Annotated in this window: 21 protein-coding genes; 15 read left to right on the top strand and 6 right to left on the bottom strand. The window is 67.3% G+C overall.

Going from position 1 to position 25,548, the window contains the following annotated elements; genetic code table 11:
- Positions 1-102 precede the first annotated feature (102 nt).
- The 15 genes from BM372_RS14210 (at position 103) to BM372_RS14140 (ending at position 17,169) form a co-directional block, all read left to right on the top strand.
- Entirely contained in the window at positions 103-1,971 is a 1,869-nt protein-coding gene (locus BM372_RS14210) for an ABC transporter ATP-binding protein (protein ID WP_177236020.1), read from the top strand.
- Positions 1,968-2,360 (top strand): GntR family transcriptional regulator, encoded by a 393-nt coding sequence (locus tag BM372_RS14205; protein ID WP_090956096.1) that lies wholly within the window; start codon positions 1,968-1,970, stop codon positions 2,358-2,360. The genes BM372_RS14210 and BM372_RS14205 overlap by 4 nt, the downstream gene beginning before the upstream one ends.
- 68 nt (positions 2,361-2,428) lie before the next feature.
- Positions 2,429-5,377 carry an excinuclease ABC subunit UvrA gene (gene uvrA, locus BM372_RS14200; protein ID WP_090956095.1) on the top strand — a complete coding sequence of 983 codons (2,949 nt, stop codon included), beginning with the start codon at positions 2,429-2,431 and terminating at the stop codon, positions 5,375-5,377.
- A 178-nt stretch (positions 5,378-5,555) separates the two neighbouring features.
- The gene (locus BM372_RS14195) at positions 5,556-6,305 is read left to right on the top strand and encodes an HAD hydrolase-like protein (RefSeq protein ID WP_090956094.1); all 750 of its coding nucleotides are present in this window, start codon (positions 5,556-5,558) and stop codon (positions 6,303-6,305) included.
- Positions 6,292-6,960 (top strand): lysophospholipid acyltransferase family protein, encoded by a 669-nt coding sequence (locus BM372_RS14190; RefSeq protein ID WP_090956093.1) that lies wholly within the window; start codon positions 6,292-6,294, stop codon positions 6,958-6,960. The genes BM372_RS14195 and BM372_RS14190 overlap by 14 nt, the downstream gene beginning before the upstream one ends.
- A 107-nt stretch (positions 6,961-7,067) precedes the next feature.
- On the top strand, positions 7,068-9,086 hold the full coding sequence (gene uvrC / locus BM372_RS14185; RefSeq protein ID WP_090956092.1) for an excinuclease ABC subunit UvrC: 2,019 nt from the start codon (positions 7,068-7,070) through the stop codon (positions 9,084-9,086).
- Positions 9,087-9,224: 138 nt separating this feature from the next.
- Positions 9,225-10,148, top strand: coding sequence for an RNase adapter RapZ (rapZ, locus tag BM372_RS14180; protein WP_090956091.1), 924 nt, complete (start codon positions 9,225-9,227; stop codon positions 10,146-10,148).
- The gene (gene yvcK / locus BM372_RS14175; protein ID WP_090956090.1) at positions 10,148-11,167 is read left to right on the top strand and encodes a gluconeogenesis factor YvcK family protein; all 1,020 of its coding nucleotides are present in this window, start codon (positions 10,148-10,150) and stop codon (positions 11,165-11,167) included. Before rapZ ends, yvcK begins: the two co-directional genes overlap by 1 nt.
- Positions 11,168-11,176: 9 nt before the next feature.
- Positions 11,177-12,157, top strand: a complete 981-nt coding sequence (whiA, locus tag BM372_RS14170; RefSeq protein WP_090956089.1) for a DNA-binding protein WhiA — start codon at positions 11,177-11,179, stop codon at positions 12,155-12,157.
- Positions 12,158-12,259: 102 nt separating this feature from the next.
- Positions 12,260-12,883, top strand: coding sequence for a superoxide dismutase (locus BM372_RS14165; protein ID WP_090956088.1), 624 nt, complete (start codon positions 12,260-12,262; stop codon positions 12,881-12,883).
- Between the two features lie 265 nt (positions 12,884-13,148).
- Complete coding sequence (gap, locus tag BM372_RS14160; protein ID WP_090956087.1) at positions 13,149-14,159, top strand: type I glyceraldehyde-3-phosphate dehydrogenase; 1,011 nt, start codon at positions 13,149-13,151, stop codon at positions 14,157-14,159.
- 10 nt (positions 14,160-14,169) lie between these two features.
- Positions 14,170-15,396 carry a phosphoglycerate kinase gene (pgk, locus tag BM372_RS14155; RefSeq protein ID WP_090956086.1) on the top strand — a complete coding sequence of 409 codons (1,227 nt, stop codon included), beginning with the start codon at positions 14,170-14,172 and terminating at the stop codon, positions 15,394-15,396.
- Positions 15,397-15,536: 140 nt separating this feature from the next.
- Positions 15,537-16,352 (top strand): triose-phosphate isomerase, encoded by an 816-nt coding sequence (tpiA, locus tag BM372_RS14150; protein WP_090956165.1) that lies wholly within the window; start codon positions 15,537-15,539, stop codon positions 16,350-16,352.
- Positions 16,353-16,401: 49 nt separating this feature from the next.
- Positions 16,402-16,659 carry a preprotein translocase subunit SecG gene (secG, locus tag BM372_RS14145; protein ID WP_090956085.1) on the top strand — a complete coding sequence of 86 codons (258 nt, stop codon included), beginning with the start codon at positions 16,402-16,404 and terminating at the stop codon, positions 16,657-16,659.
- A 114-nt stretch (positions 16,660-16,773) separates the two neighbouring features.
- Positions 16,774-17,169, top strand: coding sequence for an RNA polymerase-binding protein RbpA (locus tag BM372_RS14140; RefSeq protein WP_090956084.1), 396 nt, complete (start codon positions 16,774-16,776; stop codon positions 17,167-17,169).
- Here the strand turns inward: BM372_RS14140 and pgl are convergent.
- From pgl to tkt, 6 genes are all read right to left on the bottom strand, one after another.
- On the bottom strand, positions 17,122-17,940 hold the full coding sequence (gene pgl / locus BM372_RS14135) for a 6-phosphogluconolactonase (protein WP_090956083.1): 819 nt from the start codon (positions 17,938-17,940) through the stop codon (positions 17,122-17,124). The two genes, BM372_RS14140 and pgl, sit on opposite strands and share 48 nt — an antisense overlap.
- Positions 17,930-18,871: a glucose-6-phosphate dehydrogenase assembly protein OpcA gene (locus tag BM372_RS14130; protein ID WP_090956082.1), complete on the bottom strand. Its 942-nt coding sequence runs from the start codon at positions 18,869-18,871 to the stop codon at positions 17,930-17,932. The genes pgl and BM372_RS14130 overlap by 11 nt, the downstream gene beginning before the upstream one ends.
- Positions 18,868-20,430: a glucose-6-phosphate dehydrogenase gene (zwf, locus tag BM372_RS14125; RefSeq protein WP_090956081.1), complete on the bottom strand. Its 1,563-nt coding sequence runs from the start codon at positions 20,428-20,430 to the stop codon at positions 18,868-18,870. The genes BM372_RS14130 and zwf overlap by 4 nt, the downstream gene beginning before the upstream one ends.
- 15 nt (positions 20,431-20,445) lie before the next feature.
- On the bottom strand, positions 20,446-22,080 hold the full coding sequence (locus BM372_RS14120; protein WP_090956080.1) for a glucose-6-phosphate isomerase: 1,635 nt from the start codon (positions 22,078-22,080) through the stop codon (positions 20,446-20,448).
- A gap of 6 nt (positions 22,081-22,086) precedes the next feature.
- On the bottom strand, positions 22,087-23,202 hold the full coding sequence (tal, locus tag BM372_RS14115; RefSeq protein WP_090956079.1) for a transaldolase: 1,116 nt from the start codon (positions 23,200-23,202) through the stop codon (positions 22,087-22,089).
- A 63-nt stretch (positions 23,203-23,265) separates the two neighbouring features.
- Complete coding sequence (gene tkt, locus BM372_RS14110) at positions 23,266-25,383, bottom strand: transketolase (RefSeq protein WP_090956078.1); 2,118 nt, start codon at positions 25,381-25,383, stop codon at positions 23,266-23,268.
- Positions 25,384-25,548 lie beyond the last annotated feature (165 nt).

Here is a 25,548-nt window from a genome sequence, read left to right as displayed (position 1 = left end):
AACTCCGGCAACGGGGCCGCCGCGGGTCCCGGTGCCGCGGAGGGCACCAAATGGCGGTCCGCCGCCAGGCTGCTGGGGCTGTTGCGGCCATTGAAGTGGCGGATGGCCGGCGTCATCGCGGCCACCTGTGCGTTCGTGACACTGAACGTGGCCGCCCCGAAAATCCTCGGCGACGCCACCGACGTCGTGGTGGCGGGCTTTGTGGGCGGCTCCCTCGACGACAGTGCACTGGCAGCCCGGCTGTTGACGGTGTCCGCCCTTTACGTCGGCGCGTCGCTGTTCAGCTGGATCCAGGGCGCCTTGACGGCGACGGCGGTGCAGCGCGTCAGTTACGGGCTCCGCGGGGCCGTGGAGCAGAAGCTGCATGTGCTGCCGTCCAGCCATTTCGAGGAGCAGCGCCGCGGCGAGGTGCTCAGCCGGGCCACGAACGACGTCGACAACATCTCCCAGGCCCTCAACCAGCTGCTGAACCAGATGATCCTGTCCATCCTGATGCTCTCCGCCGCCCTCGCCATGATGCTTTGGCTCTCGCCGCTGCTGGCGCTGATCGCTGTCCTCTCGGTGCCGGTGTCCACGGCCATCACCGTATCGGTGGCGCGGCATTCACAGCAGCACTTCACGGCGCAGTGGAGCAGCACCGGCGCCATGCACGCCCAACTCGAAGAATTCTTCACCGGGCATGAAGTGATCAAGGCCTTCGGCCAGCAGGAGGCGTCAGCAGCAAGCTTCCGGGACTGCAACGAGCAGCTCACGCGGTCCAGCGCCCGCGCGCAGTACCTGTCCGGGATCGTGCAGCCGCTGTTGGTGTTTGTGGCCAACCTCAACTACATTGCCGTGGCCGTCGTGGGTGCGTTCCAGGTGACTGCCGGCGCCATGACGATCGGCGGCCTCCAGGCCTTCATTCAGTTCTCCCGCCTCTTCAGCCAGCCGATGGGGCAGATCGGAGGGATGCTCACCCTCCTGCAATCCTGCCTGGCCTCCGCGGAGCGGGTCTTCGAACTGCTCGACGCACCGGAGATCCCGCCGGACACTGCAGCGCCGGCACGGTCGACGGCGTCGGCCAACGGCGCCGGCCGGGTTCGCGGCAAAGGTTCCCTCCATGCGGTGCATGGCGTGCATAAGATCCACGCACCCGGCAAGTCCCACGGGCGGCACGCATCCCGCGCCGGGGATGGGGCCCAGAACGCGCCCGCTCCGGCCGCGGTGGCGGGCCGCGTCACCTTCGAGCACGTCAGCTTCGGCTACAGCCCCGGCACTCCGGTGGTGAAGGACCTCTCCTTCACGGTTGAGCCCGGGCAGACCGTGGCAATCGTGGGTCACACCGGGGCCGGCAAGACGACGGTGGTGAGCCTCCTGATGCGTTTCTATGAACTCGACTCCGGGAGGATACTGGTGGACTCGACCGACATCTCCACCATTCCGCGGGACGAGCTCCGGTCCACCTTCGGCATCGTCCTGCAGGACGCCTGGCTGTTCACCGGCAGCATCAGGGAGAACATCGAGTACGGCCGGCCGGGGGCCAGCGACGCCGACATCGTCCAAGCGGCCCGGGCCAGCCACGTGGACCACTTCGTCAGGTCCCTGCCGTCCGGTTACGCCACGATGGTCGGCGACGACGGCGACGCCTTGAGCCGCGGGCAGCGCCAACTTGTCTCGATCGCACGGGCGCAACTGGCGGGGCGCAGCATCCTGGTCCTGGACGAAGCGACGAGTTCCGTGGACAGCCGCACCGAACTGCAGATCCGCCACGCGATGGCCCGGCTGCGCGAAGGTCATACGAGCTTCGTGATCGCACACCGTTTGTCCACCGTCCGGGACGCTGATCTAATTCTCGTCATGGACCACGGACGGATCGTTGAACACGGGACCCATCAGCAACTGGTGGCCGGGAGCGGGCTCTACAAGGATCTCTATGAGGCGCAGTTCGCCGGTCGCGAACAGGTGCAGGCCGTTCCGGAGCCGGAACTGTGAGCCCGGCGGACACCGCGGGGGAGCGGTTCCCGGGCGCCTGGCGGACCAACCCGGCCAGCTCCGTTCCGCTCTTCGAGCAGCTCCGGCTGTATGTCATTGAACGCGCCGACAAGGGCACGCTCGCGCCGGGAACCAGGCTGCCCCCCGTGCGGAGCCTGGCGGGGGAACTGGGCGTCGCACCCCACACTGTGGCCCGCGCCTACAAGGAATTGGAGGCCGCCGGGGTGGTGGTGACGCGGGGCCGCAACGGCACCGTGGTCTGCGCACGCGACGAGGCCTGGAGTTCCCTGTCGGCCGCCGCCGCGGAGTTTGCCGCGGCCGCCAAGGCGCAAGGCGCCAGCTTCGCCGAGGCCGTGCAGTTGCTGGCCGCCGCCTACGACCGCCACTAGCACACCAGGCCGGTGCCGAGGGTGCGCAGAATAGTTTTTCGAAGAAGTTTTCGATTAGCATTAGATTCGTGCCTAAAGCCGTAGCTGAAGATCCAGCCGTTGAAGTCCACCCCACCGTCGAACCGCTGGCAGTCCATGATCCCGTCCCGTCCCGTGCCGTGCTGAAGCGGCCGGACATGACGCGCCTCGTCGTCAAGGGCGCGCGCGAGCACAACCTGCGCAACGTGGACCTGGACCTGCCGCGCGACGCGATGATCGTGTTCACGGGCCTGTCCGGCTCCGGCAAGTCGTCCCTCGCATTCGACACCATCTTCGCCGAGGGGCAGCGCCGCTACGTTGAATCGCTCTCCGCTTACGCCCGGCAGTTCCTCGGGCAGGTGGACAAGCCCGATGTCGACTTCATCGAGGGCCTGTCACCGGCTGTGTCCATCGACCAGAAGTCCACGAGCAAAAACCCGCGCTCCACCGTGGGTACCATTACCGAGATTTATGACTACATGCGCCTGCTCTGGGCCCGCGTAGGCCGGCCGCACTGCCCTGTCTGCGGCGAGCCCGTCACCAAGCAGACCCCCCAGCAGATTGTGGACCAGCTGCTCGAACTCCCGGAGGGCACGCGCTTCCAGGTGCTCGCACCCGTGGTCCGCGGGCGCAAGGGCGAATTCGTCGACCTGTTCAAGGAACTGACCGCCAAGGGCTACTCGAGGGCACGCGTGGATGGCGACCTCGTCCAGCTCAGCGATCCGCCGAAGCTGGGCAAGCAGTTCAAGCACACCATCGAAGTAGTGGTGGACCGGCTCGTGGTCAAGGAAGGCATCAGCCAGCGCCTGACCGACTCCGTCGAGACCGCGCTCGGTTTGGCGGAGGGCCGCGTCCTGGCCGAATTCGTCGACGTCGAGGCAGATGACCCCGGACGGATCAGGGCGTTCTCCGAGCACCTTGCGTGCCCCAACGAACACCCCCTGGCCATCGACGAGATTGAGCCGCGCTCCTTCTCCTTCAACAACCCGTTCGGTGCCTGCAGTGCCTGCAGCGGCATCGGCACCAAACTCGAAGTCGATGAGGAACTCATCATTCCCAATCCGGAGCTCTCGCTCTCCGAGGGAGCCATTGCGCCGTGGTCGCTGGGCACCGCCACCACGGAATACTGGAACCGGCTGCTGGGCGGCCTCGCCGAGGAGCTCGGCTTCTCGATGACGACGGCGTGGGAAAAGCTGAGCGCCGACGTCCGGCAAACGGTGCTGCACGGCAAGGACCACAAAGTGGTGGTGCAATACCGCAACCGCTTCGGCCGGGAACGGAAGTACAGCACGGGCTTTGAGGGCGTGGTGCAGTACGTCCACCGCAAGCACGGCGAGACCGACTCGGACTTCGCGCGCGACCGCTACGAGGAATACATGCGCCAGGTCCCGTGCCCGGCGTGCAACGGTGCGCGGCTGAACCCTGCCTCGCTGTCCGTGCTGATCAACGGCAAGTCCATCGCCGAGGTCGCCGCGTTGCCCATGCGCGAATGCGCGCACTTCCTCGAGAACCTGGTCCTCACGGGCCGCGAAGCGCAGATCGCCCACCAGGTCCTGAAAGAAATCCAGGCCCGCCTGACCTTCCTCCTCGACGTCGGCCTCGAATACCTGAACCTGGAACGGCCCTCCGGGACCCTGTCCGGCGGCGAAGCCCAGCGCATCCGGCTGGCCACCCAGATCGGCTCCGGCCTCGTCGGCGTGCTCTACGTCCTCGACGAGCCGTCCATCGGCCTGCACCAGCGGGACAACCGGCGCCTCATCGAAACGCTGACCCGGCTCCGGGACCTTGGCAACACCCTGATCGTGGTGGAACACGACGAGGACACCATCCACGAGGCAGACTGGGTCGTGGACATCGGACCCGGCGCCGGCGAGCACGGCGGCATGGTGGTCCACTCCGGGTCCTACCAGGCGCTGCTGGAAAACAGGGATTCGCTGACCGGCGACTACCTTGCGGGCCGGAAGAAGATCGAAATCCCGAAGAAGCGGCGCAAGTACGACAAGAAGCGCGAGCTCAAGGTGGTCGGGGCCAAGGAGAACAACCTCCTCAACGTCGATGCCAGCTTCCCGCTGGGACTTTTCACCGCCGTCACCGGCGTCAGCGGCTCCGGCAAATCCACCCTCGTCAACGAGATCCTGTACAAGGTCCTCGCCAACAAGCTCAACGGCGCCAAGCAGGTCGCCGGCCGGCACAAGATCGTCCAGGGCCTGGAACACCTGGACAAGGTGGTGCACGTCGACCAAAGCCCCATCGGGCGCACCCCGCGTTCAAACCCGGCCACGTACACCGGCGTGTTCGACCACATCCGCAAGCTCTTCGCCGAAACCACCGAGGCCAAGGTCCGGGGCTACATGCCGGGCCGGTTCTCCTTCAACGTCAAGGGCGGCCGCTGCGAGGCCTGCTCCGGCGACGGCACGCTGAAGATCGAGATGAACTTCCTGCCGGACGTCTACGTCCCGTGCGAAGTTTGCCATGGTGCCCGGTACAACCGTGAAACCCTTGAGGTCCACTACAAGGGCAAGACGATCGCGGACGTGCTGAACATGCCCATCGAGGAAGGCGCCGAGTTCTTCGCCGCCTTCTCGCCGATCGCGCGCCACCTCAACACGCTGGTCGACGTCGGCCTCGGCTACGTCCGGCTCGGCCAGCCCGCCACCACGCTCTCCGGCGGCGAGGCCCAGCGCGTGAAGCTCGCGGCCGAGCTCCAGAAGCGCTCCAACGGCCGCAGCGTCTACGTCCTGGACGAGCCCACCACAGGCCTGCACTTCGAGGACATCCGCAAGCTCCTCATGGTGCTGCAGGGCCTCGTGGAAAAGGGCAACACGGTGATCACCATCGAGCACAACCTCGACGTGATCAAGAGCGCCGACTGGATCGTGGACCTCGGCCCCGACGGCGGTTCCGGCGGCGGCCGGGTGGTCGCTACCGGCACACCGGAGCAGGTGGCCACATCAAGCGAAAGCCACACCGCCGCGTTCCTGGCCGAGCTCCTCGCCTGAGCGCCGGCGCTAGCTCCTCGTTTGGGCGCGGGGGCCGGGAGCGGAGGCTGGATCGTGAGGGGGAAGGGCGCCGCTTCGGCGGGATTCCGTCCCCCTGACGATGCAGCGTTTCGCCTGACGTATTCCTGACGGAGTATGCGAATTTCTGGCAGCCGCGCACTCGTGAGAAACTAAGCCGGTGACCCAAACAACAGTGCCCGTAATCTTCGACCTTGACGGCACTCTTGTCGATCCGGCCGGGGGCATCACGGGCGGAATCGCGGCGGCCCTCGCCGAGCTTGGCCTCCCCGTTCCGGAGAAGTCCCGGATGGACGCCATGGTCGGACCCAAGCTGAGCCATTCGCTCACGGAAATTGCCGGCGTTCCGGCCGCACTGCTGGACGACGTCATCCGGATCTATCGCGTGCACTACGCGTCCACCGGCATCGCGCAGAGCCGGCTGTATCCGGGAATCCGCGGGCTCCTCGAGGATTTTGTCGCCGCCGGGCGTCCCATCGCGGTCGCCACGCAGAAACCGGAGGGGCTGGCCCGCACCGTGCTGGAGCACCACGGCATTGCCGGGCTCTTCCACAGCATCCGGGGCTCCGCCGCCGACGAGTCCGCGACCGGCCCGCGAGCGGCGTCCGTCCCGGAAGGCAAATCCGGCATCGTCGCCGCCGCGCTCTCGGACCTGGCCGCGGCCGCCCCTGCACTGGCCGGGCAGGCTGTGATGGTGGGGGACAGGGCGCAGGACGTGGCCGGGGCGGCTGCGAACGGGCTGGACTGCATCGGCGTAGGCTGGGGCTTTGCGCCCGACGGCGAACTGCACGAGGCGGGCGCCGTCGAGGTCGTGCACGACGCGGCGGCGCTTCACGCAACCATCACCCGACTCTCCGAACGCCCGGGGACCACAGCGCTGAACGAGGTGCCCGCCGATGGCAATGTTTGAGGGAATCCGCTGGACCACCCGCGGGCTCATATCCACCACCTGCCGTCCCACGGTCATTGGCCTGGAAAACGTGCCCAAGAACGGCCCGTTCATCGTGGCGCCCAACCATCTCTCGTTCCTGGATAGCGTGATTGTCCAGGCGCTCATGCCACGGCCCGTGGCGTTCTTCGCGAAGGCCGAATACTTCACCACCGGCGGCATCAAGGGCAAGGCCATGAAGTCCTTCTTCGAAGCTGTGGGCTCCATCCCCGTGGAGCGCGGTGAGCAGGCGGCCAGCGTGCAGGCACTGAAGACGCTGCTGGACATCCTCGAAGCCGGAAAGGGCGTCGGGATCTACCCCGAGGGCACCCGCTCCCGCGACGGCATCCTGTACCGGGGACGCACCGGCGTCGGTTGGCTGGCCCTCACGACGGGCGCGCCGGTGATCCCGGTGGGCCTGATCGGCACCGAACACCTGCTGCCCGCGGACAGCAAGGCCGTCAAGCCGCAGCACTTCATCATGAAGGTGGGCGAGCCGCTGTACTTCGAGAAGACGGGCCCGGACCACTCGCTTCCGGCGCGCCGCCAGGTCACGGACCGCATCATGGACGCGATCGCGGAATTGAGCGGCCAGGAACGCTCCACCAGCTACAACCAGAGCAAAACCACAGAGTAGTACGAGTAGGTCCCGCGCGCCCGTAGCCAGTCGCATACCGGCTGCAGTGGCGTGCTGCCAGCCGGGCAGGTGCGGCGGCACCCCCTGCGGCTCAGTAGACTGGAACCGTGGCAGATCCAGCGAGTTACCGACCCCAGACGGGTGAAATTCCGACCAATCCGGGCGTGTACCGCTTCCGCGACCCGCACGGCCGGGTCATCTATGTCGGCAAGGCCAAGAACCTCCGTTCCCGGCTGAATTCCTACTTCGCCAACCCTGCCGGGCTGATGCCGAAGACCTACGCGATGGTGCACACGGCCAGCAGCGTCGAATGGACAGTGGTGGGCAGCGAACTGGAGTCGCTGCAGCTGGAATACACCTGGATCAAGGAATTCGCGCCACGGTTCAACGTGATGTTCCGGGACGACAAGAGCTACCCGTACCTGGCGGTCACGATGGGGGAGAAGTACCCCCGCGTCCAGGTGCTGCGCGGCGACCGGCGCAAGGGGACCCGGTATTTCGGCCCCTACACGGCCGGCGCCATCCGGGACACCATGGACACCCTGCTGCGGGTGTTCCCCGTGCGCAGCTGCAGCGCCGGGGTGTTCAAGCGCGCCCAGGCCAGCGGCCGGCCCTGCCTGCTCGGCTACATCGACAAATGCTCGGCACCCTGCGTCGGCCGGATCTCCGCCGAGGACCACCGGGCACTGGCCGAGGACTTCTGCACCTTCATGGGCGGCGAAGCCAAACCATTCGTCAACCGGCTGGAACGGGAAATGGCCACCGCTGTGGCCGAGCTCGACTACGAACGCGCCGCGCGCCTCCGGGACGACATCGTGGCCCTGAAGAAGGTCTTCGAACGCAATGCCGTGGTCCTCGCCGAGGGCACGGACGCCGATGTCTTCGCCCTGCACGAAGACGAGCTCGAGGCCGCCGTCCAGGTCTTCCACGTCCGCGGCGGCCGGATCCGGGGCCAGCGCGGCTGGGTCGTGGAAAAAGTCGAGGACTCCACCACCCCGGAACTTCTCGAGCACCTGCTGCAGCAGGTTTACGGTGACGAGGCCGGGGTGCAAGGCCGGTTGCCCAGGGAGGTCCTGGTGCCCGCCGAACCCAGCAACGCGGCGGAACTCGCGCAATGGCTCAGTGGATTGCGCGGGGCCCGGGTGGATGTCAGGGTGCCCCAGCGCGGAGACAAGGCAGCGCTCATGTCCACCGTTCGGGAAAACGCGGAGCACGCCCTCAAACTCCACAAGTCCCGTCGCGCCGGAGACCTCACGATGCGTTCCCAGGCCCTGCAGGAACTCCAGGAAGCACTTGAACTCCCGGTCGCGCTGCTCCGGATCGAATGCTTCGACATTTCCCACGTCCAGGGCACCAACATGGTCGGCTCCATGGTGGTGGTGGAGGACGGGCTGCCGAAGAAGTCCGACTACCGCAAGTTCACCGTGACTGGGGCCGCCGCCACGGACGACACGGCGGCGATGCACGACGTTCTGACCCGCCGGTTCCGGCATTATCTCGAAGAGAAATCCGAGAAGAGCGAGCAGGCGGCTGCCGCGGCCAAACCGGCGCACCAGGCCGTGCTGGAGGCGGCAACCGCCGCGGCGATCACGGACTCCACCACGCCGGCGCCGCGGAACAAATTCGCCTACCCGCCCAACCTCGTCGTCGTTGACGGCGGCAAGCCGCAGGTCAACGCCGCCGCCCGAGCCCTGGCGGAGTTGGGCATCGAGGACGTGTACGTGGTCGGCCTGGCCAAGCGGCTGGAGGAGGTCTGGCTGCCGGACAGCGACTTCCCGGTGATCCTCCCGCGCGCCTCGGCCGGCCTCTACCTGCTGCAGCGGATCCGCGACGAGGCCCACCGCTTCGCGATCACTTTCCACCGGCAAAAGCGCGGCAAGGCCATGACGGTCTCCGCGCTGGACAGCGTGCCCGGGCTGGGCGAGTCCAAACGCAAGGCCCTCCTGGCCGAGTTTGGTTCCGTCAAGGGCATCAAGGCCGCCACCGCCGAAGAACTCACCGGGGCCAAAGGCATCGGTCCGGCACTCGCCGCCGCGATCGTCCAGCACTTCACAACCGGCGACGGCGCGGACGCCGCCACGGTTCCGGCTGTGAACATGACCACCGGTGAAATCCTCGAAACTTAGCTAGCTCCGCCAAATTTAGCTAGGGTAATGACTTGGGGCAGCCACGGCGCGGCATCAATACCGCCCGGCCGCAACTTGCCCGGACACACCAAACAAACCGAACAAGCAGACAGCACAGGCAGAGATGGGGCTTCACTGATGGCAGAGTCGACGGCAGGATCCGAGGCGGATGCGGACGGCATGACACCCGTCAAACCCGTCGAGGCGGAACTGCTGGTGGTGACCGGAATGTCGGGAGCCGGCCGGAGCACCGCCTCGGACGCCCTGGAGGACCACGGCTGGTACGTCGTGGAAAACCTCCCGCCGCAGATGCTCGGCACGCTCGCCGATCTCGTGTCGCGCAGCCCGCAGTCTATGTCCAAACTTGCCGTCGTGATGGACGTCCGGAGCAAGGACCTGTTCGCGGACATGCGTGCCGCGCTCCGCGCCCTGGAGGCCACGGGCGTGACCTTCCGTGTGTTGTTCCTCGACGCCAACGACGGCGTCCTGGTCCGCCGCTTCGAGCAGGGCCGACGGCCCCACCCGCTCCAGGGCGGCGGCCGGATCCTCGACGGCATCGCCGCCGAACGCGAGTTGGTCCGCGAGCTGCAAGACACCGCCGACATCGTGCTGGACACTTCCGCCCTCAACGTCCACGGCCTAGCCACCGCCATCACGGAACTCTTCAGCGAAACCGGGCCCGTGACGCTGCGGCTGAACGTCATGAGCTTCGGTTTCAAATACGGGCTGCCGGTCGACGCCAACTTCGTGGCCGATGCCCGCTTCATCCCCAACCCGCACTGGGTCCCGCAGCTGCGCCCGCACACCGGCCTGGACAAGGACGTCAGCGACTACGTGCTGGAGGCTCCGGGCGCCGGCGACTTCGTGGAACGCTACGTCACAGCCCTCGAACCGGTCCTGGACGGCTACCGGCGCGAGAACAAGCATTACGCCACAATCGCGGTGGGCTGCACCGGCGGCAAGCACCGCTCCGTGGCGGTCGCCGTCGAAATCTCACGAAGGCTCGCGCAATACCCGCGCGTCACCGTGACTACGACGCACCGGGACCTGGGCCGCGAATAATGGCGCTGCTGACCGGCCCGCTGCCCCTGGTCCCGCCTGCCAGCGCGGCCTTCGCCAGCCAGCAGGACAAGGGACCTTCCGTAGTGGCGCTTGGCGGCGGCCACGGACTCTCCGCCTCGCTCTCCGCCCTGCGCCTGCTCACCTCGGAGCTCACCGCGATCGTCACCGTCGCGGACGACGGCGGATCTTCCGGCCGGCTCCGTGAGGAGTACGGGGTCCTCCCGCCGGGCGACCTCCGCATGGCCCTGTCGGCGCTGTGCGATGACACCGACTGGGGCCGCACCTGGCGTGACGTCATGCAGCACCGCTTCGCCCCGGGCAAGGGCCCCGGCGGTTCCCTCGACGCGCACGCCATGGGCAACCTGCTGATCGTCACCCTTTGGGAGCTCCTGGGCGACACGGTGGCCGGCCTCAAGTGGGCCGGCGCCCTGCTCGGCGCCCGCGGCGAAGTCCTGCCGATGTCCAGCATGCCGCTCACCATCGAAGGCCAGGTCCGCGTCACCGCCCCGGACGGCACCACGGCACTGCAAACCGTGACCGGCCAGGCCAAGTGCGCCGTCGCGGGCAACCTGCAGCACGTCCGGCTGCTGCCCGAGAACGCCCCGGCATGCACGGAGGCACTGACCGCGATCGAGCTGGCCGACTGGGTGATCCTTGGCCCGGGCTCCTGGTACACCTCCGTGCTGCCGCACCTGCTGCTCCCGGAAATGCGCGACGCGCTCTGCCAAACGGAGGCGCGGCGCTGCCTGACGATGAACCTTGCCACGGACACCAAGGAAACCGCCGGCATGAGCGCCGCTGACCACCTCCGGGCGCTGCGCGAGTACGCGCCGGAGTTCACCGTCGACGTCGTCCTGGCTGACCCGGCGTCCGTCCAGAACATGGCCGACTTCGAACAGCAGGCCGGAATGCTCGGTGCCGAGGTGGTCTTGGGTAAAGTGGGGGCGTCTGGTCGCCGTCCGGTCCACGATCCGTTGCGGCTGGCGACGGCGTACCACGATATTTTCGGGAATAGTTAGGAAGGTGCCATGGCACTGACAGCATCAGTCAAGGAAGAACTTTCCCGTCTGGATATCAAGAAGTCTTCGGTCCGCAAGGCTGAGGTGTCGGCCATGCTCCGCTTCGCGGGCGGGCTGCACATCATCTCGGGCCGGATCGTGATCGAGGCCGAAGTCGACCTGGCCTCGACCGCCCGGCGGCTGCGTGCCGCGATCGCCGAAGTCTACGGCCACCAGAGCGAGATCATCGTCGTCTCGGGCGGCGGCCTGCGCCGCGGCAGCCGCTATGTGGTGCGTGTGGTCCGCGACGGTGAAGCCCTCGCCCGCCAGACCGGGCTCCTGGACACCCGCGGCCGTCCCGTCCGGGGCCTGCCCTCCGTGGTGGTCAACGGATCCGCGGCGGACGCCGAGGCCGTCTGGCGCGGTGCCTTCCTGGCCCACGGCTCGCTCACCGAGCCGGGCCGCTCCTCCGCCATGGAAGTCACCTGCCCCGGCCCCGAATCGGCCCTGGCCCTCGTCGGCGCCGCCCGCCGCCTCGGCATCCAGGCCAAGGCCCGCGAGGTCAGGGGAGTGGACCGCGTCGTGATCCGCGACGGCGACACGATCGCTGCGCTGCTGACCCGCATGGGCGCGCACGACGCGCTCATGGTCTGGGAAGAACGCCGCATGCGCAAGGAAGTCCGTGCCACCGCCAACCGGCTCGCAAACTTCGACGACGCCAACCTGCGCCGCTCCGCCCAGGCCGCCGTCGCCGCCGGTGCCCGCGTGGACCGTGCCCTGGAAATCCTGGGCGACGACGTCCCGGACCACCTCAAGTACGCCGGCGAGCTGCGGGTCGCCCATAAGCAGGCCAGCCTGGACGAGCTTGGCCGCCTCGCCGACCCGATCATGACCAAAGACGCCATCGCCGGCCGGATCCGCCGGCTCCTGGCCATGGCGGACAAGCGCGCCCAGGACCTCGGCATCCCGGGCACCGAAGCCAATGTGACGCCCGAAATGCTCGACGACTAGCATCACCCTAGAATCAAGAACAGATTTCCGGATGCCCGGCATCCGGATGCACAATCCGAGAGTTACCGAACCGGACAACCGTCCACGACATTGGAGGATCTTGTGACCGAGTACGTACTGCCCGAGCTCGACTATGACTACGCAGCGCTGGAGCCGCACATCTCTGCGAAGATCATGGAGCTGCACCACAGCAAGCACCACGCCGCCTACGTGACCGGCGCCAACAACGCCCTCGCCCAGCTGGCCGAAGCTCGTGAGAAGGGCGACTTCGCCAACATCAACCGCCTCTCCAAGGACCTCGCGTTCCACACCGGCGGGCACATCAACCACTCTGTCTTCTGGAAGAACCTCTCCCCGGACGGCGGCGACAAGCCCGAGGGCGAGCTCGCCGCAGCAATCGACGACGCCTTCGGCTCGTTCGACGCTTTCCGTGCCCAGTTCAGCGCCGCGGCGCTGGGCCTGCAGGGTTCCGGCTGGGGCTTCCTGGCCTACGAGCCCATTGGCGGCAACCTGGTGATCGAACAGCTTTACGACCAGCAGGGCAACGTCGCACTCGGCACCACTCCGCTGCTGATGCTGGACATGTGGGAGCACGCCTTCTACCTGGACTACGTCAACGTGAAGGCCGACTACGTCAAGGCGTTCTGGAACATCGTCAACTGGGCCGACGTCGCCAAGCGCTTCGACGCCGCCCGCAAGAACGCGACCGGCCTCATCACCCTCTAGGGCGAACTGACCGACTCCCGGTTGTAACAAAGCTCACAATTAGGGCCGCTTCGGCCCGTAATGTGGACGGACTGCCCCCGCACTTGCGGGGGCAGTCCAACTTAAACGTAAGATAGATCACGGAAGGCGGTTAGCCTTCAGCAACGTGGCTGGTCGCCCTCCGATCTGGTAATTATCTCTGCCCAATGGCGTGCGGGATCTGTTAGTTGGCTTGAACGCCTTCTCAACTAGTCGTGCTCGCAGGAGCACCAAGGAGAATGAAAACGTGACGACCCGTATTGGCATCAACGGCTTTGGCCGTATCGGCCGCAACTACTTCCGCGCAGCCCTCGCACAGGGCGCCGACCTTGAGATCGTTGCGGTCAACGACCTCACCAGCCCGGAAGCCCTCGCTCACCTCTTCAAGTACGACTCCGTGGGCGGCCGCCTGGCGGAAACCATTGAGGTCAAGGACGGCAACATCGTCGTCGACGGCAAGACCGTGAAGGTCCTGGCCGAGCGTGATCCCGCCAAGCTGCCCTGGGGCGAGCTCGGCGTCGACATCGTGATCGAGTCCACGGGCTTCTTCACCAAGGCCGCTGACGCGCAGAAGCACATCGACGCCGGCGCGAAGAAGGTCCTGATCTCCGCCCCCGCCTCCGGCGAGGACATCACGGTGGTGATGGGCGTCAACGATGGTCTCTACGACGACGCAGCGCACCACATCATCTCCAACGCCTCCTGCACCACCAACTGCCTCGGCCCGCTGGCCAAGGTCGTCAACGACGCCTTCGGCATCGAGCGCGGCCTGATGACCACCATCCACGCGTACACCGCCGACCAGAACCTGCAGGACGGCCCGCACAACGACCTCCGCCGCGCCCGCGCCGCCGCAGTCAACATGGTTCCCACCTCCACGGGTGCGGCCAAGGCCATCGGCCTGGTCCTGCCGGAACTCAAGGGCAAGCTTGACGGCTACGCCATCCGCGTCCCCGTCCCCACCGGCTCCGCCACGGACCTGACCGTCACGGTCTCCCGCGAGACCACCGTCGAGGAAGTCAACGCCGCCCTCAAGGCAGCCTCCGAAACCGAAGAGCTCAAGGGCCTGCTGACCTACACGGATGAGCCGATCGTCTCCTCGGACATCGTCGGCGACCCGGCATCGTCCATCTTCGACTCCGGCCTGACCAAGGTGATCGGCAACCAGGTCAAGGTTGTGTCCTGGTATGACAACGAATGGGGCTACTCCAACCGCCTCGTTGACCTCACGGAGCTTGTCGCGTCCAAGCTGGGCTAGGGTAAGACGCATGACATTCCACACCCTCAACGGATTGATCGCTGATGGTGTCCGCGGGCGGTACGTTCTGGTTCGAAGTGACCTGAACGTGCCGCTCGACGGCTCTACAGTGACTGACGACGGCCGCATCAAGGCCTCCCTGCCAGTGCTGGCGAAGCTCACGGACGCCGGTGCCCGCGTGCTGGTCACAGCACACCTTGGCCGCCCGAAGGGCGCCCCCGAGGACAAGTACTCGCTCAAGCCCGCCGCGACGCGGCTGGCCGAACTCGCCTCCTTCAAGGTCTCGCTCGCCGCGGACACGGTCGGCGAGTCGGCCAAGGAGCTCGCCTCCGCCCTCCAGGACGGCGAAGTGCTGGTCCTGGAAAACGTGCGTTTCGACGCCCGGGAGACCGCCAAGGACGACGCCGAGCGCGGCGCCTTCGCGGACGAGCTCGTCGCCCTCACCGGTGACAGCGGCGCGTTCGTGGACGACGCCTTCGGTGCCGTGCACCGCAAGCACGCCAGCGTGTACGACGTCGCCACCCGGCTGCCGTCCTACCAGGGCGACCTCGTCCGCACGGAGGTCGAGGTGCTGCGCAAGCTCACCACCGACACCCAGCGGCCCTACGTCGTCGTGCTCGGCGGCTCCAAGGTCTCGGACAAGCTCGCCGTCATCGACAACCTCCTCGGCAAGGCCGACACGATCCTGGTGGGCGGCGGCATGCTGTTCACCTTCCTCGCAGCCGCAGGCCACAAGGTTGCGGGCAGCCTGCTCGAAGAGGACCAGATCCCGGTCGTCCAGGATTACCTCAAGCGGGCAGCCGACGCCGGCACGCAGTTCATTGTGCCGACCGACGTCGTGGTGGCCAGCAAGTTCGCCGCCGACGCCGATCACGAGACCGTCGCGGCCGACGCCATCGAGTCCAGTGCCTTCGGCGCCGAGGGCATCGGCCTGGACATCGGACCGGAATCCGCGGCCGCGTTCGCGGAACGGATCAAGGGCGCCAAGACCGTGTTCTGGAACGGCCCCATGGGCGTGTTCGAGTTCCCGGCCTTCGCCGGCGGCACCCGGGCGATCGCGCAGGCGCTGACCGAGAGTGACGCGTTCACGGTGGTCGGCGGCGGAGACTCCGCGGCCGCAGTCCGCACGCTCGGGTTCGCTGATGACCAGTTCGGGCACATTTCCACCGGCGGCGGCGCCAGCCTCGAGTACCTCGAAGGCAAGGAACTGCCGGGCCTGAGCGTCCTGGACCGTTAGAAGCGCTGACCGTTAGCGGCGCGGGCCGGCAGTAGCTCCGTCCGCTCCGCTGCAGCCACCACCGAGCCGGCAGGGTGCCCCTCCTCAAGGAACCGGGCACCCTGCCGGCTGTTCACACCACAAGCACTCTGGGAGACCACGTGACCACGTCCACCAACGGTAAATTCGATCGCAAGCCCTTCATCGCCGGCAACTGGAAGATGAACATGGACCACGTCCAGGGCATCACCCTTCTGCAGAAGCTTGCGTGGACCCTGTCCGACGCCAAGCACGACTACAGCCGGGTGGAGGTTGCCGTCTTCCCGCCGTTCACGGATCTCCGCGGCGTCCAGACCCTCGTCCAGGGCGACGAGCTCGACGTCGTCTACGGCGGCCAGGACCTCTCCCAGTTCGACTCCGGCGCCTACACCGGTGACATTTCCGGGCAGTTTTTGGCGAAGCTCGGCTGCACCTACGTCCTGGTCGGCCACAGCGAACGCCGCACCATCCACAACGAGTCCGACGAGGTCCTCAACGCCAAGACCAAGGCCGCGTTCCGGCACGGCGTCACCCCAGTGCTCTGCGTCGGAGAAGGCCTGGAAATCCGCCAGGCCGGCACCCACGTGGACCACACCCTCGCCCAGCTGCGCGCCGCCGTCGCCGGCCTCACCCCGGAGCAGGCCGCAGAGCTTGTCGTCGCCTATGAGCCTGTGTGGGCTATCGGTACCGGCGAGGTTGCCGGCCCCGAGGACGCGCAGGAAATGTGCGCAGCCATCCGTGCCGAACTGTCCAGCCTCTTCGGGGCCGACGTCGCCGCCAAGACGCGCCTGCTCTACGGCGGCTCCGTCAAGGCGAACAACGCGGCCTCCATCCTGAAAGAGCGCGACGTCGACGGCTTGCTGGTCGGCGGTGCCAGCCTTGATGCTGCCGAGTTTGCTAATATTGTCAGGTTCGAGAGTCACCTGGTCACGGATTAGTCCGGACACAGGACAGGCCCCCGCAATCCAATTCTTCTGAAAGGCCGTCGTGGACGTTCTTCATGTCATTCTGCAGGTGCTTCTGGGCATCACCAGCCTCCTGCTGACGTTGCTCATCCTGCTCCACAAGGGACGCGGAGGCGGCCTGTCGGACATGTTCGGTGGCGGCATGAGCTCCGGCCTGAGCTCCTCCGGCGTCGCGGAGCGCAACCTGAACCGGTTCACGATCATCCTGGGAATCACCTGGGGCGTGGTGATCATCGCCCTCGGCCTGCTCATGCGCTTCAGTACAGGCGCGGATTCCTAACGTCTTTTCAACAACTTCATAAGGGGTCTTGCGGCCCTCCCGGCATCGGGAACTTCCGAACTACACTGTCGCTGGCAAGCACCATCCGACCAGCTGAGTAGCCAGGAGTTCCCGATGCTGCATTCTGCTTCCGGATTCAAAGGAATCCGCGTGGGCGCCACCGAAGGGGCATCTCCCCGCCACGAGCCACTGAACGGGGCTGGCGTACGCCAGCCCCGTATTCGTGTCCCCTACCGATGCTCCAAAGGCCATGAAACCGCGCTCGTGTTCGCACAATTGCCTGAGGAGCAGATCCCGGGGGTCTGGGATTGCCGGCACTGCGGGGGCACCGCGACCCGCGACGAGACAAAGTTTTCCCTCGAGGATGCGCCGGTGGAGGGCTTCAAGACGCACCTGGAATACGTTAAAGAGCGGCGCTCCAGCCAGGACGCCGAAGACGTGCTGGCCGGAGCGCTGGAACGGCTACGCGCCCGACGGGCCCTTCCGGACGAGTTGCTCCGGGACCCGTGAGGCCGCGTTTTCATCGATCAGCCACAGGGTCTCGCGGCGGCCGCGCGGGCCTGCTGCAGGGACCTGCACAGGGTTGGCACCGGCCAGGGCCAGGCCGACGGCGCCGGCCTTGTCGTCGCCTGCCACCACCATCCACACTTCTGTTGCCGTATTGATTGCCGGCAAGGTCAGCGAGACCCGGTCCGGCGGCGGCTTGGGGGAGTTCTGGACACCCACCACGGTCAGTTCCTTCTCCCGGATGCCGGCCTGCTCCGGGAAGAGCGACGCGACGTGGGCGTCCGGGCCGACACCGAGGAGGACGATGTCCAGCCGCGGCAGACGGGCGGGCTGCTCCGGCCTGTCATCGGACATGTCTGCGGCGTGCTCGGCCGCAGCCGCTTCCGCGAGCCGGCGCGCGTAGTCCGCCGCAGCCTCTTCCGGGCTTCCAAAGTCGTCGGTGGACCCGGGCACGTGGACGCGCCCGGGGTCGACGTCGATGCGGGACAGGAGAGCTTCATGGGCCTGGCGGGCGTTTCGCTCTGCGTCGTCCGCCGGCAGAAAGCGCTCGTCCCCCCACCAGAAGTTCACCTTGGACCAGTCAACGGCCTTCGCCGCCGGTGATTCCGCCACGGCCTTGAGTGAGCCGATGCCCATTGTGCCCCCGGTAAGCACCACCGTGGCCTCGCCGTGCCGGTCCTGAATATCCACAAGCTTGGTGATCAGGCGGGCGGCTATGGCAGCCATCAGGACGGTCGAGTCAGGATGGATGCTTACTCTGGGGTCAGCGCTCACTGGGACGGACACTCCTTAGGTTGGTACGTGGCAGTCCCATAGTAATCACTTCGCCGAACACTTCGTCCGGGTCCAGGCGGCGCAGCTCTTCCGCGAGGCAGTCCTTGAGGCTGCGGCGCGGCAGGGAGATCCGCTGTGCCGGCTGCCCGGGCTGGGTCAGTTCCGCAATGGTCAGCCCCGGCCGGAACAGCTGGATGTCCCCGGCGGCCCGGGACAGCCGGACGCGCCGGATCCCGGTTCCCGCCGGATCGGCAACGATCGTCACGGGCACGTCCAGGGCGAGGGTCAGCCAGGCCGCGAGGAGCAGGGTGCTGGGGGAGTCCGAGGCCCCCTCAACGGTGACAGCCGACACGGGCGACTCGTCCGCCTGGTCCAGGACCGCGGCCAGCTGGATGCGCCAGTTGGTCAGCCGGGTCCAGGCAAGGTCTGTGTCGCCGGCCTTGTACGTGCGGCGGATGTTCTCAAGCGCCGCGGCCGGGTCCGTCTCATTGGCCGAGTCGGTGATCCGGCGGTGCGCGATGCCCCCGATCGAGGTCTGGCACGCGTTTCTGGGAGCGCCGTGCGGCCACCAGGCCACGATCGGCGCGTCCGGCAGCAGCAGGGCCGCGACGAGGGACTCGCTTTCCTCGGCGAGTTCGCCGTAGCCGCGCAGCAGGATGACCTCGGAAGCGCCGGCGTCGCCGCCGACACGGATCTGCGCGTCAAGCCGGGTCGGGGCCTGCGCCCCGGCGTCGGCCAGGACGATGATCCGGCACGGGTGTTCCCGGCTGGCCTCATTCGCCGCCTCGATGGCTTCCTCTTCAAGCCCGGAACGGGTGACGACCACCAGGGTCAGCACCCGGCCCAGGGCGATCACGCCGCCCTGCTCGCGCAGGGCCATGATCTTCTTGGAAATCTTCGAAGTGGTGGTGTCGGGAAGATCTACGATCATGGCCTTCTCCAGGTTCGTCCGTCGCGGGCAAGGAGCTCGTCGGCCGAGGCGGGGCCCCAGCTGCCGGGCGCATAGGGCTGGGGTTGTTCGTCCAGGCTGGCCCAGTACTTTTCGAACGGGTCCAGGATCTTCCAGGACAGCTCGACTTCCTCGTGCCGCGGGAACAGCGGCGGTTCCCCCAGCAGCACATCCAGGATCAGGCGCTCGTACGCTTCCGGGCTGGACTCGGTGAAGGAGTGGCCGTAGCCGAAGTCCATGGTGACGTCGCGGACCTCCATCTGGGTGCCCGGGACTTTGGACCCGAACCTAATGGTGGCGCCCTCGTCAGGCTGGACGCGGATCACCACGGCGTTCTGGCCGAAGTCGTCCTCGCCGTGGTCGCGGAAGAGCAGGTTGGGGGCGCGCTTGAACACGACGGCGATCTCCGTCACCCGGCGGCCCAGCCGCTTGCCGGCACGCAGGTAGAACGGCGCACCGGACCAGCGCCGGGTGTTGATGTCCACCCGGATCGCGGCGAACGTCTCGGTCTTGGAATCCGCCGGGATGCCCTCTTCCTCCAGGTAGCCCAAAACCTCCTCGCCGCCCTGCCAGCCGCCCGTGAACTGCCCGCGCGCTGAGTGCGCGGACAGATCGTCGGGGAGCCTGACCGCGGAGAGGACCTTTTCCTTTTCGGCGCGCAGGTCATCGGCGTTGAAGGAGACGGGCTCCTCCATGGCCGTCAGCGCCAGGAGCTGCAACAGGTGGTTCTGGATGACGTCGCGGGCAGCGCCCACCCCGTCGTAGTACCCGGCCCGGCCGCCCGTACCGATGTCCTCGGCCATGGTGATCTGCACGTGATCGACGTAGTTGGCGTTCCAGAGCGGCTCGAAGAGCTGGTTGGCGAAGCGCAGTGCCAGGATGTTCTGCACCGTCTCCTTGCCCAGGTAGTGATCAATCCGGAACACGGAATCCGGCGGGAACACCGACTCAACGATGTTGTTGAGCTGACGGGCAGATTCGAGGTCATGCCCGAACGGCTTTTCAATCACCACGCGGCGCCACTTGTCGCCCTCGGCCTCGGCCAGGCCGTGCTTGGAGAGCTGGCGGCAGACCTGTTCGAAGGCCTTCGGCGGGATCGACAGGTAGAACGCATGGTTGCCCCGCGTTCCGCGTTGCTCATCGAGCTCATCGATTGTCTCACCGAGCCGCTTGAACGCGTCGTCGTCGTCGAACTCGCCCTGAACGAAGCGGATGCCCTCGGAGAGCTGCTTCCAGACCGTTTCATCAAACGGTGTCCGGGCGTACGACTTGACGGATTCCAAGACCTCCGCGGCGAAGTCCTCGTTCTCCCACTGCCGGCGGGCAAAGCCCACCAGCGCGAAGCTTGGCGGCAGCAGCCCGCGGTTGGCGAGGTCATAGACGGCCGGCATGAGCTTCTTGCGGGCGAGGTCCCCGGTTACCCCGAACAGGACCAGCGATGACGGTCCGGCAATACGGTTCAGACGGCGGTCCCGAGGGTCCCGGAGCGGGTTGCGCCCCCGGCCGGCTGTTGAACCGCCGCCGTTGTAGGTTTCTGGCATGGTTGGGTCGGTGCCTTAGCTCTGAGTGGAAGGTGCGGCCTGGCCGGCAAGGGAAGCGACGATTTCCTGCAGTTGCTTCACGCCCGCGGCGCGGTCGGTCAGGTGCAGTCGAAGGACCGGACGGCCATGCTCGGACAGGACCTGGGCATCCCCGGCCGCCTGGGCCGAAATCAGCTCGCCGAACGTGAACGGGCGCTCCGGGATGGCGAGGTCCAGCGCGGAAGCGGCAGTCACTTGAAGGAAAACACCGATCGCGGGTCCGCCCTTGTGGAATTGTCCGGTGGAGTGCAGGAAGCGGGGGCCCCAGCCGAAGGTCACAGGGCGCCGGCTGACCGCCGCCAGTTCGTCGCGGACCCCCTCGAGGTCCGCGTAGGCGAGCCGGTCGAAATAGGCCTGGACACTGAGGTAGTTGTCCGGTCCCAGCTCGCCCAGCAGTGCGTTGACCGCGTCTGCTGCTGTGGCTGCGCCGGCGAGCCACGCTCCGCCGCGGACCTCGATGGCGCCGTCGGTGAAGTCTGCCGGCGTCGGCTCGGGTTGCGCGTCCAGCAGACCGCGTGCGGCGACTTTGGCGGCCTCGACGTCGGGCTGGTCAAAGGGGTTGATGCCCAGTAGCCGGCCGGCCACGGCGGTGGCGAATTCCCACACCATCATCTGCGTCGCGAGGCCGCCGGCAATGGCGACCTCGTTTTCGCGGAGGTCGACGTCGGCATCGGCCGCGACGAGCCGGATGACCAGGACATCGGGAGCGCCAAGTGTGGCTTCCGGGGAGGCGGGACCGGCTACCACCGGCAGCACGCCGGTGCCCAGCTTGCCCGTGGATTCGGCGATGAGCTGTTCAGCCCAGTCGGCGAAGCCGACGATCCCCGAACCGTCCTCCGCGATGACGATCTTGTTGCGCAGCGGGTTGGTGCCGCCCAGGGCCGAGCCAAGGGCGAGGCCGATGTTCTCGGGGGAGTCCTCATTGAGCGTCTCCGCCGCTAATTCCGCTTCATCCAGGAAAGCCTGGATGTCGACTCCGGCCAGTCCGCAAGGAACCAGCCCGAACGCGGTCAGTGCGGAGAAACGGCCGCCGACGTTGGGGTCGGCGTTGAAGACGGCCCGGTAGCCGGCCTCCCGGGAGGCCTTGTCCAGCGGCGAACCCGGGTCGGTGACAATGATGATCCGGCTCTTGGCGTCGATGCCGGCATCGGTGAATGCCTGCTCGAAGATGCGCCGCTGGGAGTCGGTCTCCACGGTGGAACCGGACTTGGACGAAACGACAATGGCCGTTTCGGCCAGTCGGTCCGCCAGGGCGGCACTTACCTGTTCAGGGTCTGTGCTGTCCAGCACAGCCAGCTCGACGCCAGCGGTACCCGCAATGACTTCAGGCGCCAGCGAGGAGCCCCCCATGCCGCAGAGGACGATCCGCGTCACGCCGTCGGCCTTCAGCGCGTCGCGGAGTTCCAGGATGCTGCTGACCAGCGGCTGGGAGACGGTGGCCGCCTCGACCCAGCCCAGCCGGACTGCGGATTCCTGCTCGGCGTCCGGACCCCACAAGGTGGCGTCCTTCGCGAAGATCCGGGTCGCAATGCGGTCTTCCAACAGTGCGGGGAGGTGCTGCTCATGTGCCTGGCGGGCTGCGCCGGTGGCGTCGTAACTGAGTGTGCTCATGGTGGGTTAGGAAGCCTTCCGTGCAGAGGCGAGGGCGCCTTCGACGTCGCCGAGGAGTTCCTTCCAGCTGGCGACAAACTTGTCCAGGCCTTCGGACTCGAGCAGGGCCACGACGTCGTTGTAGGAGATGCCGAGCGCGTCGAGCGCGTTCAGCGTCGCGTTGGCGTCGTCGTAGCCGCGGGTGACGGTATCGCCGGTGACCGCGCCGTGATCGAACGTCGCGTCCAGGGTCTTCTCCGGCATGGTGTTCACCACGCCGGGGGCGACGAGCTCGGTGACGTAAAGGGTGTCCGGGTACGCCGGGTCCTTCACACCGGTGGAGGCCCAGAGCGGGCGCTGCGGCAGGGCGCCGGCCTCGGCCAGCAGGGCCCAGCGTTCGGTGGAGAAGAGCTCCTCGTAGACCTGGTAGGCCAGGCGGGCGTTGGCCAGGCCGGCCTTGCCCTTGAGGGCCTTGGCCTCGTCGGTGCCGATGCGGTCGAGGCGCTTGTCGATTTCGGCGTCGACGCGGGAGACGAAGAAGGATGCGACCGAGTGGATCTTGGACAAGTCGTGGCCGTTGCCCTTGGCCTGCTCCAGGCCGGACTGGAACGCGTTGATCACGGCGCGGTAGCGCTCGAGCGAGAAGATCAGGGTCACGTTGACGCTGATGCCCTCGGCCAGGGTGGCGGTGATCGCTTCCAGGCCCTCGAGGGTGGCCGGGATCTTGATCAGGACGTTGTCCTTGCCGACCTTCTTGTACAGGTGCTTCGCCTCGGCGATGGTGCCGGCGGTGTCCCAGGCCAGGCGGGGGTCCACCTCGATGGACACGCGGCCGTCAACACCCTTGGTGGCCGCGGCGACCGGGGCGAAGAGGTCGCACGCGTCGGCGACGTCGGTGGTGGTGATTTCGAAGACGGTCTCTTCCACGGTGGCTCCGGCCGCGGCCTGCGCGGCGATGATGGCGTCGTAATCGGTGCCTGCGGTGATGGCGGCGTGGAAGATCGACGGGTTGGTGGTGACGCCGACGACGTTCTTCTCTTCGATCAGTTTGCGCAGGGTGCCGGTCTGCAGGCGGCCGCGGGAGAGGTCGTCAAGCCAGATCGAGACGCCGGCGTCGGAGAGCTGCTGGGTGGGGGTAGTCATGTCATAACTCCTGGAAATGATGGGTTCCGGGGGCGCGTGGTCCCCCGGAACCGTGAGGGTGGGTTAGTTAGTGGCGCTGGCGAGGGAGTCCTTCGCGGCGGCGGTGACGGCTTCGGCGGTGATGCCGAATTCCTGGAAGAGGCGTTTGTAGTCCGCGGACGCGCCGAAGTGTTCCAGGGAGATGTTGCGGCCGGCGTCGCCGGTGAACTCGCGCCAGCCCAGGGCCAGGCCGGCCTCGACCGAGACGCGGGCCTTCACGGCGGCGGGGAGCACGGATTCGCGGTAGGCGGGGTCCTGCTTTTTGAACCATTCCACACAGGGCATGGACACCACCCGGGTGGGGATGCCCTCGGCCTGCAGCGCGGTGCGCGCGGCGACGGCGAGCTGGACCTCGGAGCCGGTGCCGATCAGGATCACCTGCGCGTCCACCGTCTTGCCGTCCTTGGAGGCTTCGGCCAGGACGTAGCCGCCGCGACGGACGCCGGCGGTGGAGCCGAACGTGTCGCCCTCGGCAACGCCCTCGCCGCGGTCCCAGGTGGGGATGTTCTGCCGGGTCAGCACGATCCCGGCGGGGTTCTCGTGGTTTTCCAGCATCACCTTCCAGGCCGCGGCGACCTCGTTCGCGTCCCCGGGGCGGACCACGTCCAGGCCCGGGATCGCGCGGAGGCTGGCGAGCTGCTCGACCGGCTGGTGGGTCGGGCCGTCCTCGCCCAGGCCGATCGAGTCGTGCGTCCAGACGTACAGTGACGGCACGCCCATCAGGGCGCCGAGCCGGATCGCGGGCCGCTGGTAGTCGGAGAAGATCAGGAACGTGCCCGAGAACGCCCTGGTGTTCCCGTGCAGCGCGATGCCGTTCACGATCGACGCGGCGGCGTGCTCACGGATCCCGAAGTGCAGCACCCGCCCGTACGGGTTGCCCTTCCACGCGGCCGTGGACCGCGAGGCCGGGATGAACGAGGGCGAGCCTTCGATCGTGGTGTTGTTCGACTCGGCCAGGTCCGCCGAGCCGCCCCAGAGTTCGGGCATGACCGGGCCGATCGCGTTCAGGACCTTCCCGGACGCGGCGCGGGTCGAGACGTCCTTGCCGGCCTCGAACACCGGCAGCGCGGCGTCCAGTTCCGCCGGGAGCTGCCTGGCCTCGACGCGCTCGAGCAGCGCCGCGGCGTCCGGGTTCGCGGCCTGCCAGGCGGTGAAGGACTCCTCCCAGGCCTTGCGGGCGTGCGCGCCGCGGTCCACCACGGACCGGGCGTGGGCCAGGACGTCCTCGTCGACCTCGAACGCCCGCTCCGGGTCGAACCCGAGCACGCTCTTCAGGGCCGCGACTTCCTCCGCGCCCAGGGCCGAGCCGTGGATCTTGCCGGTGTTCTGCTTCTTCGGCGCCGGGTAGCCGATGATGGTCCGCAGCGAAATGATCGAGGGTTTGGACGTTTCGGCCTTCGCGGCCAGCAGCGCCGCATACAGTTCCTGCACGTCCTCGACGTACTCGCCGGTGCGGGTCCAGTCGACCCGCTGGGTGTGCCAGCCGTACGCCTCGTACCTTTTCAGGACGTCTTCGGTGAACGCCACGTCGGTGTCGTCCTCAATGCTGATGTGGTTCTCGTCGTAAACCACCACGAGGTTGCCCAGTTCCTGGTGCCCGGCGAGTGAGGACGCCTCACTCGTGACGCCTTCCTGCAGGTCCCCGTCGGAGGCGATCACCCAGACCGTGTGGTCGAACGGGGACTGGCCGGCGGGCGCGTCGGCGTCGAACAGGCCGCGCATCCGGCGCTGGGAATACGCGAACCCGACCGCGGAGGCCAGGCCCTGGCCCAGCGGGCCGGTGGTGATCTCCACCCCGGCCGTGTGCCGGTATTCCGGGTGGCCCGGGGTCAGCGAACCCCAGGTGCGCAGCGCCTGAAGGTCCTTCAGCTCCAGCCCGTACCCGGAGAGGAACAACTGGATGTACAGGGTCAGCGACGTGTGCCCCGGGGAGAGGATAAACCGGTCACGCCCGATCCAGTCCGGATCCTTCGGATCATGACGCATCAGCTTCTGGAACAACAAGTACGCCGCCGGCGCCAGGCTCATCGCGGTCCCCGGGTGCCCGTTGCCCACCTTCTCCACCGCGTCCGCGGCCAGCACCCGGACAGTATCCACGGCCTTCCGGTCCAAATCAGTCCATGACAGTTCTTGCTCTTCCAAATGTGGCACGAAAACCGGGCCCCTCTCTGTGCTGACGGCCGGCGGTACGCTCAGTCCCGCTCTGGGCACAGTTCGGTGCCCCGCTGCAGTTCGTACCAGCCGTTCACCATCGAAACGTTGATCTATCATTCAGACGCAGATGCAGCGGCGGCCTGTTTCGGCAGC

This window comes from Arthrobacter sp. ov118 (genome assembly GCF_900116495.1).
In the GTDB taxonomy this organism is placed as follows: Bacteria; Actinomycetota; Actinomycetes; order Actinomycetales; family Micrococcaceae; genus Arthrobacter.
Note: the sequence above shows the minus strand (reverse complement) of the source record. Positions and strands in the feature narration are given on the sequence as shown.